Here is a 16,232-nt window from a genome sequence, read left to right as displayed (position 1 = left end):
AACTGCGTTACGAAATTTAAAAATAGTCTCGCTATTCTTTGCAGTTCGTGCCTTGTTTGCTCAGTTTTAATTTTCAACGCAACAAATTTTTGCAACGTATTCGGCCCCTCAATTCCAAAGTTTAAGGAATCGCTATGAACGCTTTAACCGCACTTTCTCCATTAGATGGACGCTACGCGAGCAAATGTGATGCTCTCCGTCCTTTCCTCTCTGAGTTTGGTTTAATCCATGCTCGTGTGACTGTTGAAGTGCGCTGGTTACAAGCGCTTGCAAACCGTCCTGAAATCACTGAAGTTCCAGCTTTTTCAGCAGCAACCAATGCTGCTTTAGATGCAATTGTGGCTGATTTCTCGGAAGATGATGCAAACCGCATTAAAGACATTGAACGTACCACTAACCACGACGTTAAAGCCGTTGAATACTTCCTGAAAGAAAAAATTGCACACATTGATGAATTGAAAGATGCCGGTGAATTCATTCACTTTGCATGTACTTCTGAAGACATCAACAATTTATCTCACGCTTTAATGCTTAAAAATGGTCGTGATGTTCTGGTTGCTTCAATGCAAAGTATTATCGACGCAATTGCAACTTTGGCTGAAACACATGCTGAACAAGCGATGTTGTCTCGTACCCATGGTCAAACCGCAAGCCCAACTACTCTGGGTAAAGAAATGGCAAACGTGGCTTACCGCCTTGCACGCCAGATCAAGCAATTTAACAATGTTGAACTTTTGGGTAAAATCAATGGTGCTGTAGGTAACTACAATGCGCATTATTCAGCTTATCCAGATATTAACTGGCCTGCACATTCACAGGCTTTTGTTGAATCTTTAGGTTTAGCGTTCAACCCGTACACCACTCAAATTGAACCACATGATTACATGGCGGAACTTTTTGATGCGTTACGTCGCTTCAATACGATTTTGATCGACTTTAACCGTGACGTTTGGGGCTACATCTCACTCGGCTTCTTCAAACAACGTTTGAAAGAAGGTGAAGTCGGTTCTTCCACTATGCCGCATAAAGTCAATCCAATTGATTTTGAAAACTCTGAAGGTAACTTGGGCTTGGCCAATGCTGTATTGGCTCACTTGGGTGAAAAACTTCCAATCTCTCGCTGGCAGCGTGACTTAACTGACTCTACCGTTCTTCGTAACATGGGTGTTGGTTTTGCACAAAGCTTGATTGCTTTTGATGCTTGCTTAAAAGGGATTGGTAAATTAGAGCTTAATGCTGTACGTATTGCTGAAGATTTAGACCACGCTCAAGAAGTACTGGCTGAACCAATTCAAACCGTTATGCGTCGTTATAACGTAGAAAAACCATACGAAAAATTAAAAGCCCTTACACGCGGTCAAGCCATGACGCGTGAAATGATGGTTGATTTCGTTAATGGTAATGAACTTGAAGCGGTTCCTGCTGCTGATCGTGCACGTTTGGCTGAAATGACACCTGCAACCTATACAGGTAATGCAGCTGAGCAAGCGAAACAAATTAAAGATTTAATCGCTAAAATCTAATTAAATTTTAGTCAGAAAAAGCGAAGCTTCGGCTTCGCTTTTTTATTATACTTCCACTACTTTATAGTCGAAAACAATAAGATGATTGAATACCAACTCACCTTAAAACACTGGCTTAGTTTAGGTTTTATAACCATTGCCATAGTGATCGCAAGTATTCGTCCTTTAGAATTTGAAGCATATCTGCTGCATCAGGTCGGCACAGTCTTTATGCTTGCTGCCTTGTTGTTTACCCAAAAGAAAATTGGCCTGAATTTTTACAGTTTTACACTCTATCTGGCTTTTTTACTGATTCACATTGTGGGTGCCCATTACCTGTATTCCTATGTCCCCTATAATGAATGGCTGATTCAGCTGTTCAATTTTGATTTAAATCAGTCTATGGACTGGTCGCGCAATATGTATGATCGTCTGGTGCATCTTGCCTGTGGTTTACTGCTCTACCCCGTACTACTGCGACTGTTTCAGGTATGGCTACCTGGAGCTAAACCTTTCATGCTATTTTTATTGGTGGTTCAGTTTATCATGGCCACCAGTTTAATTTATGAATGGCTTGAATGGCTGATTGCAATTGGTTTATCCCCAGAAGAAGCAGAAAATTATAATGGACAGCAGGGAGATATTTGGGATGCGCATATGGATATGCTGCTTGCAACACTGGGTGCTGCGAGTTATGGCCTGCTTCATTTGTGCTGCTTCCATAAAAGCCTAGTTAAAGTATCACAACCAAAAAGTGACCAACACGCCTAGTGAAATGACTGAGGCAAACACAGTGAACCATGAATGTGATTCTGCAAGCCAAACCATCCGCTTTGCTAGCCATTTTTTAAGCAGAATGCTATTCAGTGTCAGTGCTGCCAAATGCAGTAATACACTGGCTAAAAACAGATTGGCAAATAGCTCATGCACTTCTTTTAAACTGTGACTATGCATATAGTCTGTTAAAAACCTGCCAACACTGTTAAGGGTAGCAGGCATGCTCAACTGAAACAGGCTGGAATTGGCTATTTTTAAAAACTTCGCGGAAAGCTATTGCTACGGGTTCGCCCAATAGCGCTGCACAAATGGCTTGATCACATGAAATCGACGGATTATCCCCAAAGGCTGAGTATAGGCAAGTCGAGGCGCAAAAAAACTGCCATAAAATTATTAAGATCAGGCTGATACCGAGTATATAGCCAAAGGCCATATGCATTTAATGCCATTCTTCTGCATCCTCCGTAAGATAAGCCCCACTAAAGCTCAAAATGATCACCATATGCAAAAACCGAATCAGTAACTCTATAGAAGATGTTGTAGTGTTCTGAGTCATAAAAAATCTTTGTGGACTGTATTTCAGTTGCAACATAGCAGCTCAGGCTGAGTTGAATATTAAAATACAGGCAAAAAAAATTGCGCTCATTAGGGCGCAATTTTAAAATTAGAAGATCATTTTAAATTAAAGCTTGGGATCACGTAGTTGAATGACATTCGCACTCGCTTTTGACAAGGTTTCCATCACTTTATTCATCACTGCAGGCACTAGACCATCTGCCATTTGAGCTGCTTGTAAGCCCAGCTTTTCACCCAAAGTTGGTTTGCGACGAGTATCAATCACATACACATCATGCTGTGCCAATAAACCTTGCAGATATTCATCTGAAGTTTGCAGTTTATCCAGCAGGTTTAATTCAAGCGCATCCTTCCCGTACCAATGCTCACCTGTTGCAACTTTTTCAATATTGAGTTGTGGACGGTATTTTTCAACAAAGTGCTTGAACAACTCATGGGTTTGTTGCAACTCTTCTTCAAATTTGGCTTTACCTTCAGCAGTATTTTCACCAAAGAGGGTCACAGTGCGTTTAAACTCACCTGCGGTATAAAGTTCAAAATCGATATGCTTTTCTTTTAATAACCGATTAAAGTTAGGCACTTGAGCAACCACGCCAATTGAACCGACCACTGCAAAGGGTGCAGAAACAATTTCGTTGGCAATACACGCCATCATATAACCGCCACTTGCCGCAACCTTATCAACGCAAATCGTCAGGTTAAAACCAGCATCACGCAGACGCACCAGTTGTGCAGCAGCTAGACCATAGCCGTGCACCATACCACCCGGACTTTCCAGACGAACAACCACACGGTCACGTCCTGCTTTTGCTGTCGCTAAAATCAGGGTAATTTCTTCACGTAAACTTTCTACCGCAGATGCAGCGGTATCACCTTTAAAATCGAGTACATAAATTTTTTGATTATTCTTTCTACGTAACTTGGCTTCTTTTGAAAGCTGTTGAGTGAGTTGCAATAGTTCAAATCTAGATGCAGTGGTTTGCGCAATTTTTTTACGTTGTTCATTTAGGCGCGCGTTTAAATGGCTGATTCGAATTTCAGCGGGTAATTTAGGGGTATGGAATAACATATAAAATGATTTCTCTAATTGTATCTGCAGTTGTCTTTAACATGAGGTCAAAAGATTGAAAATTCAATATGAATTTTATTAATCATCTCATTGTCTAGATTCTTATCCTTTAAATGCTTCCAGTATTAAGTCATTTCCTCACGATAGGAACATATCGTTAAAGATCATAATTGGATAAAAAATAAAGCTTAATGATCGCTAGCTGAACACATCACATAGTTTGTTTAGACAAAAAAATTGATGGTTAAATAGAAAAGAGCCTTTCGGCTCTTTTCTAACACTGTCATTTCATTAACCAAAACGGCCGGTAATATAGGCTTCAGTCAATTGATGATCCGGCTGAGTAAACACTTTTTCAGTCGCATTAACTTCAATCAAATCACCCAAATGGAAGTAAGCAGTACGATCCGATACACGTGCAGCCTGTTGCATTGAGTGCGTCACAATGGCAATGGTGTATTGAGTGGATAAGTCTGAAATCAGTTCTTCAATTTTTGCAGTGGCAATTGGATCTAGTGCAGAACACGGCTCATCCATCAAAATCACTTCCGGGCTAACCGCAATAGTACGTGCAATACATAAACGCTGTTGCTGACCACCGGAAAGCCCTGTACCCGGCTGATTTAAACGGTCTTTTACTTCATCCCAAAGACCAGCTTTATGCAGACTATTTTCAACAATTTCCTCAAGATCATATTTGTCGCGTGCCAAGCCGTGCAGTTTTGGACCGTAAGCCACGTTATCAAAAATTGATTTAGGGAAAGGATTGGGTTTCTGGAATACCATACCCACTTGCGCACGAAGTAATACAACATCTAGATTTGGATCATAGATATCTTGATTATCCAGCATGACTTTACCCGCCACACGACATGAATCAATAGTGTCGTTCATACGGTTTAAAGTACGTAGAAAAGTCGATTTACCGCAACCAGACGGCCCAATAAAAGCAATCACTTCATTTTCGTAGATATTTAAATCGATACCCTTAATTGCTTCTGCTTCGCCATAGTAAACATGAACATCCGAAGTGCTGATTTTAACATTGGATGTTTTATTTTCTTTTTTAGCCGAAGGACTGGTATCAAATTGAGAAACAAATGAAGTCCCTTGACGTTTTTTATCTACTTCGTGAGAGGTAAATTGCTTCTGATCTTGGTTCACGGTTTGACCCTGTTCTAAGGAATTTGTTTTTGACATAGCTGTTACAGTATTCATATATTGCCCCTTTTACCAGCGCACTTCAAATTTCTTGCGTAACCAGATTGCCAGACTATTTAAGCCGACCATCAGTGCAAGTAAGACAATAATTGCCGCAGCAGTACGTCCTTCAAAGAAGTTACGTAATTCATTGCCTTGCCATAAGAAAATTTGTACTGGTAAAGCAGTGGATTGATCTAATGGCGTAGCTGGAACACTCGCCACAAAGGCACTCATACCAATCAGGAGTAATGGCGCTGTTTCACCTAGGGCCTGTGCGACACCAATAATGGCACCTGTCAAAATTCCGGGAATCGCAAGTGGCAATACATGGTGAAATACTGTTTGTACACGAGAAGCGCCCAAGCCCAATGCAGCCTGACGAATCGACGGTGGTACAGCTTTAAGCGATGCACGTGTGGTGATAATCACGGTTGGGAGAGTCATCAGGCTTAATACCAGGCCGCCCACCAAAGGTGCAGAAATCGGTAAATGCATCCAGCCAATAAAAATGGCAGCACCAAGCAAACCAAATACAATGGATGGTACAGCTGCGAGGTTATTGATATTCACTTCCACGACATCGGTAATGAAATTTTTCGGTGCAAACTCTTCCAGATAAATGGCAGATGCTACGCCGATTGGAATCGAGATAAAAATTACGATCAGCATCATGAACAACGAGCCCATGATTGCACCAGCTAAACCAGAGGTTGCTGGAGAGCTGCGCGAGTCTGGATTGGTGAAAATATTGGTATTAAAGGTATTTTGAATCACGCCTTTGGCTTTTAAATCATCAGCGAGTTGACGAACTTCCGAACTTAATTGTTGCTGGTCATCCGGTAAACTTCGATCAATATTTCCTGCCAACCACACATCTACATTGGCATCAGCCAGAATATTTAAGTCTTTTTTCTGACCAATCAATGCAGGATCTGCAAGTACTAAATCACGTAAGCGGTAGGCTTCGGAGCTAGTATACAAGCTGCCAAGTTCATCACGCTGCGAGGCAATACTTGGATCTTTTGCAATTAATCCATTCACGATTAAAGCATCCCAATCCACCATCCCCATTTCAGTTTGCCATGCAATAAAGCGCTCTTGAAAATGGGCAGGAGATTCGCCTGCTTTTTTGATAGGCTTCGCGCCCGCATTAATTATGGTCGGATCAAAATAGACCGGCACCGTCATACTGGATTGCCAGAATGCCGGCAAACCCTTTGCCAAAATACTTCCGAATAGCAGTACCACAAAGAACAGACCGGTAATGACTGCAGAGAAGCCAAATATGCGAAACATTTTTTCTTTGCGGTGACGCTTTGCTAAAGAACTGGCAATCTTTTGTTTGCGTTTTTCGCGCAATTCAGCAGAAGCGCGTGGATCACGTGCCTGATCCATGGGAGATGTATTAGAAGTACTCATTCGTATTGCTCGCGATATTTACGCACGATATACAGTGCAACGATGTTCAAACCTAAAGTAATCACAAACAAGGTTAAACCCAATGCAAATGCCACCAACGCTTGTGGGCTGGCAAAGTCAGTATCACCTGTAAGTTGATTGACGATAGTAATGGTCACGGTTGAAATCGCTTCCAACGGATTGGCATGCAATAATGGACTATTCCCTGCGGCCAAAACCACAATCATGGTTTCACCAATGGCACGAGATGCTGCAAGTAAAAATGCCCCAATAATGCCCGGCAAGGCTGCAGGCAATACTACCTGACGAATGGTTTCAGACTTGGTTGCACCGAGTCCTAAAGAACCATCCCGTAGTGCGCGAGGCACCTGGGTAATAATGTCATCTGAAAGTGAAGATACAAACGGGATAATCATAATCCCCATCACGAAACCTGCGGTTAAGGCACTGGTGGCATTAATTTCTAGCCCAACGCTTGCTCCAAGCATTTTAAAGAATGGGCCAATAATCATCAGCGCAAACACACCATAAACGATGGTCGGAATTCCGGCTAAAACTTCAATCGCGGGTTTTGCCCAAGAGCGAAAGCCAGATGATGCATATTCAGCCAAATAGATTGCAATCATCAAACCGACTGGTACTGCGACTAATAAAGCGATACCACTAACCATCAGCGTGCCCCAAAGCAGCGGCAACAAGCCATAACTACCTTCAGCATTTCCTGATGTACTAAAACCCGGATTCCATTCTGTTCCAAAAAAGAAATCAAGTGGACTGACGAAGTTGAAGAAGCGCATAGCTTCACTAAACATCGACATTACAATACCGATGGTGGTTAAAATAGCCACCCCAGAACATAGGGCTAAAGCGACATTAATGGTTTTTTCGACCTGATTACGTGCACGAAATTGTTGGGCTACACGTTTTTTTGCCAAAACCAGACCCGCTAAAGCGGCACAGATCACCACTGCCAATTTAGCAAAGGAACTGATATTTTCAATTTTTGCTAGTTGTTGTGCTGCTGCAATTTCATATGCTGCTGCTTGATCACTCACACCAAAACCAGAAGCAATGGCCTGCACACGATCAATTAAAACTTCAATACTTGCTTGATCTAATGTTGCTGCAATATTTGCAGGTATATTCGCTAAAACCACGTGTCGCAAGATATTGGGTTCAACAATATTCCAAACCAATAAAATTAAAAAAGCAGGGATACCACACCATAATGCCACCAATGCACCGTAATATCCGGGGCGTGAATGCAATTTCGCAGAGTTATTTCCCTTACCTGCTAGGTTACGACTTTTAGATAACCCGATTTGATAGGCTACGGCGATCAACGCCAATAACACACCTATAAGTAGCAGATTCATGTATTCTCCGGCATTTTTTCAATTTTCATGCTTTGAAAACCTTGTCTTTGCAAAAAAGCCGATGCTAGGAAGTCTCCTACCATCAGCTCATTTATCCTAATTACTTAACCGCTTTAGCTGCTTTTAAATCTGCAAGATTTTTTGCCCGTTCTTTATCAGACATTGAAATCAAACCCGCTTTTTCCAGCTTAGAACCTTTACCTGAAACTTTTTTACTTAAGAAGTATTCAGAATATTGTTGTAGGCCTTTGATTGATTTAAGGTGCTCACCTTTCACATAGAAGTACAATGGACGTGATACTGGGTAAGAACCATTCAAAATCGTTTTTTCTGATGGCACAACATTGTTTACTGTCGCTACGCGTAATTTGTCACGGTTTTGATCATAGAAACCTAGACCAAATACACCTACCGCACTTGGAGAAGTTTTTAAACGTGCCAGTGTTTCAGTATAGTCGCCTGCTATTTCAATTACTTTGCCGTCTTTACGGAAAGTAGAACATGCTTTTTTCTGTGCATCTTTATCTAAATTTTTGAAGTATTCGTAAGATTCACAACCTGCTTCAACCATTTTTTCCTGGAACACTTCACGTGTACCGTGGTTAGAAGCTGGAATTACCAATGTAATTGGTTCATTTGGAAGTGATTTGTCAATTTGATTCCAACGTGTATACGGGTTTGCAACCAATTTACCATTTGAAGGTAATTCTGCTGCAAGTGCGGCAAATACATGTTGTGGACGAAGTTTATAAGCGGCTTTCTTTGAGTTAGACGCAAATACAATACCGTCATAACCTACTTTAACTTCAATCACTTGATTCACGCCTGCTTTTTTACATGCAGCTAATTCAGAATCTTTAATTTTACGAGATGCGTTGGCGATGTCGATGGTGTTGTCACCCACGCCTTGACAGAATTGCTTCAAACCGCCAGATGTACCCCCAGAACCTACAACCGGTGTTTTAAACTGCGGGAAAGTGTTACCAAATTCTTCTGCTACAATACTTGCGTAAGGCAGTACAGTTGAAGAACCAGCGATTTGGATGGTGTCACGAGCTGCATTTGCTGTTGTTGCTACAGCTGCCCCAGAAACTGCTAAAGCAAGTGCAATATGATTTAAGCGCATTCTTTTCTCTCTTCATTAGATGCAATATTGAAGTACGCTACTTTTTGTAAAGTGTTGTACTTTTTCGATAGTTGCATTTTGATTTTATAATATGACAAAGAAGTTACAGCTATGTGACGTTTTTATGATAATTGATATGAACATATTCCTATAATTATAAATCTATAAAAATCAGTTAATAACCTCCCATTTAATATTATAATTTTTTTATTTTTGAGCTGTTATTATTATAATAATTCATTTACTGTCATCAAAAAATATTGCTTATTATTTAATCATTAATTTATACGGCTAATTATTTTAACTAATTTAAGTCAGAATCATCTTCTTTTTTGAAACCATAATTTGTTTTTAATTCAATTTTTTACAGCAAGGAAAAGTCTAAAATATGTTTTTTAATGACATTACAATGACGGATTCGATGCCGATGTAGAGTTCATCAGCTAAATAAACCATGACGAATTATTTCCTTTTACTCATTTTATTTTCAACATCCACACTGTTCTTTTTTTTGCAATCCAAATCCAGTTAATTGAAATTTTATAGAAAACGGCTCTGTTTTATATTCAAAACTCAAGATCAAGAAAAAAGATTCAGTGGTGAATAGTAAAACATTGCCACTTTTAACCCTGATTTAGCCGTATATATGACACTTGAAGAATATGACTGGCATTTATAAGTACTGCCTTGGTATCCGATTGCTCTTGCCCGCAGTATTATAAATTAGCTAACAGCTGCCCTGCTGCTGGATATGCCACTTGTAATCTATAAAATGGTGGATGAGTGAGTTGTTATTAAAGATATCTGTCCCCATCCTTGCGCTGCTTTAAGGTTAGAGGCAAATGATGGTCAAAGCATATTTTGTCGTTATTATGGTAAATGATTTGAAAGTGAAGGTAAATAAAACCGTATTCCTACACATCCAGAGCATAAAGTATCCGAACGCTTTAATCTAAAAATTTAGGCTGCTGTATATAAATGCGAATTGATCTGGTGTTCACTAATTGCAACCCAGGATGCTAAACCGACGCTCGCCCTCCTGCCCTTTTGAGATAATGCTAAATACCGACAACTGGTTTGTCCAAAAATTGCTATACAATGTTTTGCTGGTCGGCAAATAGAAGATTCTATTGATGTAGCTGATTTTGCTTGGGTACGTTCCCTACTTTCTCTGATGAAAGCGCGTTCGATAGGGCTATTTGTCGAAATTATAATAAAGACTTACCAGTTGAAAATGCATATGACTTTAACTTAAAAATTTTCGAGGAAAATAGATCTATCGCTGAAAATCAGAAACCTGAAATTTACGTTTGATTGATCAATAGAGGTAGATTTCCCTTGGGAAGGCAGTTCGAGTATATATCTGAAACTTTTGAGAAAGGTGAGATTTAGTCTACTTACAGCTTAAAAAATAAGCTATATATAGTCAATGAGGTCAGATCTGACCTCATTGACCTGAATTTAATATTTTAATTTCGCCTCATGCCTAGTGGGAAATTTCTGCACAATCAGTTTGAGCCTTTTGAAGAGGCATTTGATATTTGATTAAGAAAACGCAGCATAATGCGATAATTAAAGGAACACCCAACGCATAAAAATAACCTGTCACACCATAGCTGGTTAAAACAATCCCACCAATGGCTGAACCAATAATTGCCCCCATCCGGCCCATACCAATAGCCCAGCCCGTCGCTGTCGCTCGAACTTGGGTTGGATATGCGGCAACCACCAAATAATTCAATGCCAGTTGCTGGCCTCCAATACCAAATCCGGCCAAGGCAATCAGTGCAAAAACATAGCCCCATTGCTGAGTTTCGATCAGTAATCCTAACCCTATGACCACAGCTACTCCAGTGAACAGCATAAAAGTTAATATTTTGGCTGTATTTAATTTAGGTAACCAATAAGCCAAAGGAATAGCAAAAATAATAAAGGCCGCATTTATTGTGACGGAAGCATAAGGCGCTTGTTCAGGTGCCAAGCCTGCCTGTTTTAAAATAGTAGGTAACCATGATAACAACATGAACCAAGCGATCCAGTTAAAGAAATATGTTCCCCATACGCCAGCTGTGGTACGAGCTAATCCATTCTGGAACAGAATACTTAATTTTGCTTTGCTTTGATCTGCCGGATTCGCTGTGATCAGGTCTGCCTGTGTGAATGAGACAGCTTTAGGAGAAATTTTATTCAGAATTTTTTGTATAGTGGCAACATTAGAGACACTATTTTTTTGTGCCATATATTCTAAAGATTCAGGCAAAACAAAATACAACACAATCAGTAAAACAAGAGGGAGTACTCCCCCAATCATATAAATTCCCTGCCACCCCACTACAGGTAACATTTTTGCCGCCAGTAGCCCGCCAAACATTGCCCCTGCAGGTAAAGCCAATAATACCCCTGTAGTAACTGTGCCTTTAAAGCGTTGGGGTGAGTATTCTGCAGCAAGTGCCAACAATACAGGTGTTGCCCCTCCCATTCCTAAACCGGCAATTACTCTTAAGATAAATATTTGTTCAACATTGCCGACAAAAGCCGTGAGAAGCGTAGCACTAGAAAAAATAGCTGTGCAAAACAGTAAGGTCTTTCTGCGCCCTAATTTATCGCCCAACAACCCTAACAACATAGCACCAACTGTCATTCCAACAATTCCGGCAGTCAGAATGGGCGCTAATGCTCCCGGTTGTAAATTAAAATGCTCTAACAAGGCTGGTGCTGTAAATGCGATCGCCTGCGTATCGAAACCATCAAACAAAGCAATAATGAAACAGAGTAAAATAACCATCCATTGATAAGGCGATATTTTCTGATCTATCACCTCTTTGATTAACGACTTTCCTTGTTCCACATTCTCCATGTTCCACGTCCTTTTTCTCTTATCTTTCCTACTTTAGAAACTGCAGACAAGAAGATCAAAGACTAAAAAGGTATGTATTTATGCATTAAACGAATATCTTCTCTACTATTTTTAAGTATAAAAAAAGGAGATCTATTGATCTCCCTTTTTATGAAAACACTTATTAATCAAGCGCAGTCACATATGTACCATCAGCGATCGGACCTTTAATACGATCAGCTTCAGCTAATACCAGATCAAGCAAGTTTTTCACGTTTTCCAAAGTCGCGACTGGACTTAAAGTGGTCATCTTCAAGGATTGATTTTGACCTACTTTAGTGACCCCAATGTTTGCTTCACCACGTGCAAACAATTCATCTGCAACGTTCTGGTTCAGTGTATCAAGCAATTCTGCCGGATAACCTGCAGGAATTACACGGAACAATACAGACGCAAATTGCGGATCAACCAGCATCTCTAAACCATCGGTTGCATTGATGTAATCAGCCACTTCACGGGTCAACTTCACACCATGGTCGATCATTGAACCATAAAGCTCTTCACCCAATGCTTCAACTGTCATCCACAATTTCAATGCATCAAAACGACGCGTGGTCTGCAATGACTTAGATACCAAGTTCGGCACACCGTGTTCTTCATCATAAGCAGAATTTAAATACTCGGCTTCATAATGCATAAAACGATAGTTCGCTTCATCTTTCAACAAGAACGCGCCACACGAAATAGTTTGGAAATAATGCTTATGGAAATCGAGCGTAATCGAATCAGACAACTCAATTCCATCCAGCATCGAACGATAGTCATTCGATAAAATCAGTGCACCACCCCATGCTGCGTCGATATGCATCCACGCGCCGTATTTGTTGGTGATTTCACGGATTTCTTTTAATGGATCAATCGCACCGGCATCGGTTGTACCCGCTGTCGCAACCACACACGCAACGATTTTGCCTTCTGCTTGCAGGCGAGCCATTGTCGCCTCAAGAGCAGCAACGTCCATCTGTGCATTGTCATTTACAGGAACAGTGACTACAGACTGGAAGCCCATGCCCATCATCGCCATGTTCTTTTGCACAGAGAAATGTGCATTTTCAGAACAGATGACTTTGACGTTACGCATTGCATCGCTTGGAATACCATCGCGCTGAACAGACCATGGCTTGCCGTTTTCGTCTTTCCAGTTTTTCGAGATGCAAGCATCACGTGCAAGCAAAACGCCCATCAAATTCGATTGTGTACCGCCCGAGGTGAATACACCTGCCTGACCTGCACCATAACCAACCTTTTGACGAAGCCAGTCGATTAACTGAACTTCCATCAATGAACCTGCAGGGCTTTGATCCCATGAGTCCATTGATTGGTTGGTTGCGTTAATTAAAACTTCAGCAATTTGACTGGTCACCATAGTTGGGCAGTGCAAATGTGCTAAAGAATGGGGATGATGTACTTTAAGGCTTTTGTTTAAAAACAGTTCAACCATGCGCTCAAGCGATTTATGCACGCCCAAGCCTTGTTTAGTGGCATTAAAAGAAATTGCATTGCGCAAATCTTTAATGCTACCACCGGTATACATTTTATCGTTATGCAACCATGCTGCTACAGCTTTTGTAGCCTCACCCATTGCTGACTCATAGTCAGCAATAGATTGAGCATCATTGCAGAGTAACGCTTTACGGTGTTCTGCAAAATCTACCATATGTTATGCGCCTCGAGTTGCAACAAGAGCTTCAGCCACTGCTTTCTTAAAGCGAGCAACAGCTTCAACACATTCATCATGTGTGATAATCAATGGGCAAAGTAAACGAATCACTGTACCGTTACGACCGCCCTTCTCTAACAATAATTTGTTATCGAAACATGCGGTTTGAATTGCAGCCGCCAATTGCGAATCACCTGGTAATGAACCCATATGATCTGCCTTTTGGCGCTCATCCACGATTTCAACACCAATCATCAAACCACGGCCACGTACGTTACCGATACATGGGAATTCTACCGCTAATTTTTTAAATTCAGCTTGTAAGAAATCACCACGTTCCTGGGCATTTTGCGCAAGATTTTGTTCTTTAATGGTGTTGATGGTTGCAAGACCAGTACCCATCGCCAATTGGTTACCACGGAACGTACCGGTGTGACCAGCAGGCTGCCAAGCATCAAACTTACGTTTAATCCCCAGTACTGCAAGCGGTAAGCTACCACCAACAGCTTTAGACATCACCACGACATCAGGTTCAATGCCTGCATGTTCAAAAGCAAACATTTTGCCAGAACGTGCAAAGCCAGCTTGAACTTCATCAAGAATCAACACGATGTTGTGCTTTTCAGTCACTTCACGGATTTTCTTTAACCATTTAACCGGTGCTGTTACCACACCGCCTTCACCTTGAATCGCTTCAAGAATGACTGCTGCAGGTTTGGTTACACCACTTTCTACATCTTCAATAAAGTTTTCGAAGTAGTAAGTTAAGGCATCTACACCTGCTTCACCACCAATACCCAATGGGCAACGGTATTCATGCGGATATGGCATAAACTGTACGCCAGGCATTAAGCCATTCACCGAATTCTTCGCAGATAAGTTACCTGTCATGGCCAAAGCGCCATGCGTCATTCCGTGATAACCGCCGGAGAAGCTGATCACTGAACTACGACCTGTATAGGTTTTTGCTAATTTAATTGCTGCTTCTGTGCCATCTGCACCAGACGGACCACAGAACTGTAAACAATACTCAGCCTTACCACCCGGTAATTGCTCAAGTAAAGCTTCAGTAAAAGCATCTTTTAAAGGTGTTGTTAAATCCAAAGTATGCAATGGGAGGCCACTTGCAAGTGTATCTTGGATACTTTGAATGACCGCAGGATGGTTATGGCCCAAAGCCAATGTTCCTGCCCCAGCTAAACAATCGAGGTACTCTGTACCTTCAACATCAGTAACCCAACATCCTAAAGCTTTTGCTATCGCTAACGGCAATTTACGAGGATAGCTACGAACATTGGATTCCATCTGGCTTTGGCGAGTCAAATAGTATTCGTTAGTAGAATTAGGGGCAGGATTTACAGAAGAAACGCTCATATCGAATTACCATCTCTGATATGGGTTGATAGAAATAAGTCGGGTGACTTGCGGTCCTTTGACTCGGTGCTTTATAGAATCTAGCTAGACATGGATTTGTTTGTCATAACTAAAGGGCGGATGATACCGACTTTTTCTGAAAAATAAACAACTTTCGGTACTTTATCTGCCCTAATTCATCGAAAAAAATATCAAGCTAATCTATAGGTTGAATTATCATCTTACATTGTGACAGGGGAAAGAAAACCTTATTTTCTTATGCTTTTATGGGTAAAGTCGTGTAATAAAGTAAAACTTCTTGCAAATTAATTTATAAGTGTATAATTTTTCGTAAATTTTATAAATAAAAACGCATAGACTTTTTAAGCTTGTTTTACAATCCCACCACAAACTCTACTAAAATTCACCATAAACACCCTTTAATATCATCAGTATAAATTCGAATTTTGCTTACAAGAACAGGTCAAAAAAATGCGTTATTTAACTCTCTCAACTTTAGTGTTAGCCTCTGCTTTCAGTGCAACTGCCTTTGCTCAACAAAATGAACAACTTAATTACAACGTCATCAATGTACAGGCAGAAGCAGCCCGTAAAGTGTCGAATGATGAAATGCATGCGGTTTTATATATTGAAAAAAGCAACAAACAACCTGCAGAACTTGCATCACAAATCACACAACTAATGAATCAAGCTATGGCTTTAGCGAAGAAATATCCGCAAGTCAAAGTAGAAACAGGTTCTCAAACCACTTATCCAATTTATGATAACGAGAATCGTAAATTGAAAGAATGGCGTGGTCGTGCAGAAATTCAGATTGAAAGTACTGACTTTAAAGCAGCCAGCCAATTGATTGGTGAGCTTCAACAAAATTTCCAGACACAATCGATTAATTTTAGCGTTTCAGATGCGCAACGAAAAAAAGTAGAAAATGAACTGATGGTTGAAGCGTCTAAAAACTTTCAACAACGTGCACAAATGCTCAGTCAGGCGTGGAATAAATCAGGTTATAACCTGATTAATCTCAATTTGAATACCAGCAATCAATATCCGCAACCCATCATGATGCGTGCCAGTATGGCTAAATTTTCAGGTGCTGAAGCTGTAGATGCTCAAGATGTTGCAGCGGGTGAATCTAAAATTACTGTAAACGCCAATGGTGCGATTCAGTTTAAATAATTGAATCGTGATTTAAATAAAAAAACCGTGTCCATACACGGTTTTTTAATAAGCTAAATATAGTATGTACAACAATAT

The 16,232-nt window shown here is 40.6% G+C and carries 13 protein-coding genes and 1 pseudogene; 4 read left to right on the top strand and 10 right to left on the bottom strand.

The genetic code is table 11. The annotated features are described in order from the left end of the window. Positions 1-134: 134 nt before the first annotated feature. The gene (gene purB, locus AC3CAU_RS12335) at positions 135-1,523 is read left to right on the top strand and encodes an adenylosuccinate lyase (protein ID WP_131214745.1); all 1,389 of its coding nucleotides are present in this window, start codon (positions 135-137) and stop codon (positions 1,521-1,523) included. An 81-nt stretch (positions 1,524-1,604) separates the two neighbouring features. Further along, positions 1,605-2,273 carry a DUF2238 domain-containing protein gene (locus AC3CAU_RS12330; protein WP_447053367.1) on the top strand — a complete coding sequence of 223 codons (669 nt, stop codon included), beginning with the start codon at positions 1,605-1,607 and terminating at the stop codon, positions 2,271-2,273. On the opposite strand, the gene AC3CAU_RS12325 is transcribed toward AC3CAU_RS12330, so the two are convergent. The 7 genes from AC3CAU_RS12325 to AC3CAU_RS12295 all read right to left on the bottom strand — a co-directional run bounded on the left by AC3CAU_RS12325 (position 2,244) and on the right by AC3CAU_RS12295 (position 9,048). Continuing rightward, positions 2,244-2,456, bottom strand: a complete 213-nt coding sequence (locus AC3CAU_RS12325) for a hypothetical protein (protein ID WP_447053368.1) — start codon at positions 2,454-2,456, stop codon at positions 2,244-2,246. The genes AC3CAU_RS12330 and AC3CAU_RS12325 overlap by 30 nt on opposite strands. 28 nt (positions 2,457-2,484) lie before the next feature. Beyond that, a complete protein-coding gene (locus tag AC3CAU_RS12320; protein WP_488368495.1) occupies positions 2,485-2,718 on the bottom strand; it encodes a hypothetical protein in 234 nt (77 codons plus the stop codon). 243 nt (positions 2,719-2,961) lie between these two features. Then, entirely contained in the window at positions 2,962-3,924 is a 963-nt protein-coding gene (gene sohB, locus AC3CAU_RS12315) for a protease SohB (protein ID WP_131214749.1), read from the bottom strand. Between the two features lie 291 nt (positions 3,925-4,215). Then, positions 4,216-5,142 (bottom strand): phosphate ABC transporter ATP-binding protein PstB, encoded by a 927-nt coding sequence (gene pstB, locus AC3CAU_RS12310; RefSeq protein ID WP_131214751.1) that lies wholly within the window; start codon positions 5,140-5,142, stop codon positions 4,216-4,218. 12 nt (positions 5,143-5,154) lie between these two features. Continuing rightward, entirely contained in the window at positions 5,155-6,546 is a 1,392-nt protein-coding gene (gene pstA, locus AC3CAU_RS12305; RefSeq protein ID WP_131214753.1) for a phosphate ABC transporter permease PstA, read from the bottom strand. Beyond that, positions 6,543-7,922, bottom strand: a complete 1,380-nt coding sequence (gene pstC, locus AC3CAU_RS12300) for a phosphate ABC transporter permease subunit PstC (RefSeq protein ID WP_131214755.1) — start codon at positions 7,920-7,922, stop codon at positions 6,543-6,545. The genes pstA and pstC overlap by 4 nt, the downstream gene beginning before the upstream one ends. Positions 7,923-8,022: 100 nt before the next feature. Beyond that, positions 8,023-9,048, bottom strand: coding sequence for a substrate-binding domain-containing protein (locus AC3CAU_RS12295; protein WP_131214757.1), 1,026 nt, complete (start codon positions 9,046-9,048; stop codon positions 8,023-8,025). A 646-nt stretch (positions 9,049-9,694) separates the two neighbouring features. Between AC3CAU_RS12295 and AC3CAU_RS12290 the strand changes: the two are divergent. Next, positions 9,695-10,456, top strand: a pseudogene (locus AC3CAU_RS12290) (Rieske 2Fe-2S domain-containing protein). 78 nt (positions 10,457-10,534) lie between these two features. Here AC3CAU_RS12290 and AC3CAU_RS12285 read toward each other — a convergent pair. The 3 genes from AC3CAU_RS12285 to AC3CAU_RS12275 all read right to left on the bottom strand — a co-directional run bounded on the left by AC3CAU_RS12285 (position 10,535) and on the right by AC3CAU_RS12275 (position 14,978). Continuing rightward, on the bottom strand, positions 10,535-11,905 hold the full coding sequence (locus AC3CAU_RS12285; protein ID WP_447053369.1) for an MFS transporter: 1,371 nt from the start codon (positions 11,903-11,905) through the stop codon (positions 10,535-10,537). A 163-nt stretch (positions 11,906-12,068) separates the two neighbouring features. Continuing rightward, positions 12,069-13,601 carry a pyridoxal phosphate-dependent decarboxylase family protein gene (locus tag AC3CAU_RS12280; protein ID WP_447053370.1) on the bottom strand — a complete coding sequence of 511 codons (1,533 nt, stop codon included), beginning with the start codon at positions 13,599-13,601 and terminating at the stop codon, positions 12,069-12,071. Between the two features lie 3 nt (positions 13,602-13,604). Beyond that, positions 13,605-14,978 carry a diaminobutyrate--2-oxoglutarate transaminase gene (locus AC3CAU_RS12275; RefSeq protein WP_131214763.1) on the bottom strand — a complete coding sequence of 458 codons (1,374 nt, stop codon included), beginning with the start codon at positions 14,976-14,978 and terminating at the stop codon, positions 13,605-13,607. A gap of 471 nt (positions 14,979-15,449) precedes the next feature. Between AC3CAU_RS12275 and AC3CAU_RS12270 the strand changes: the two genes are divergently transcribed. Then, positions 15,450-16,154 carry an SIMPL domain-containing protein gene (locus AC3CAU_RS12270; protein ID WP_131214765.1) on the top strand — a complete coding sequence of 235 codons (705 nt, stop codon included), beginning with the start codon at positions 15,450-15,452 and terminating at the stop codon, positions 16,152-16,154. Positions 16,155-16,232: the final 78 nt, after the last annotated feature.

Source organism: Acinetobacter sp. GG23, assembly GCF_057766365.1.
Note: the sequence above shows the minus strand (reverse complement) of the source record. Positions and strands in the feature narration are given on the sequence as shown.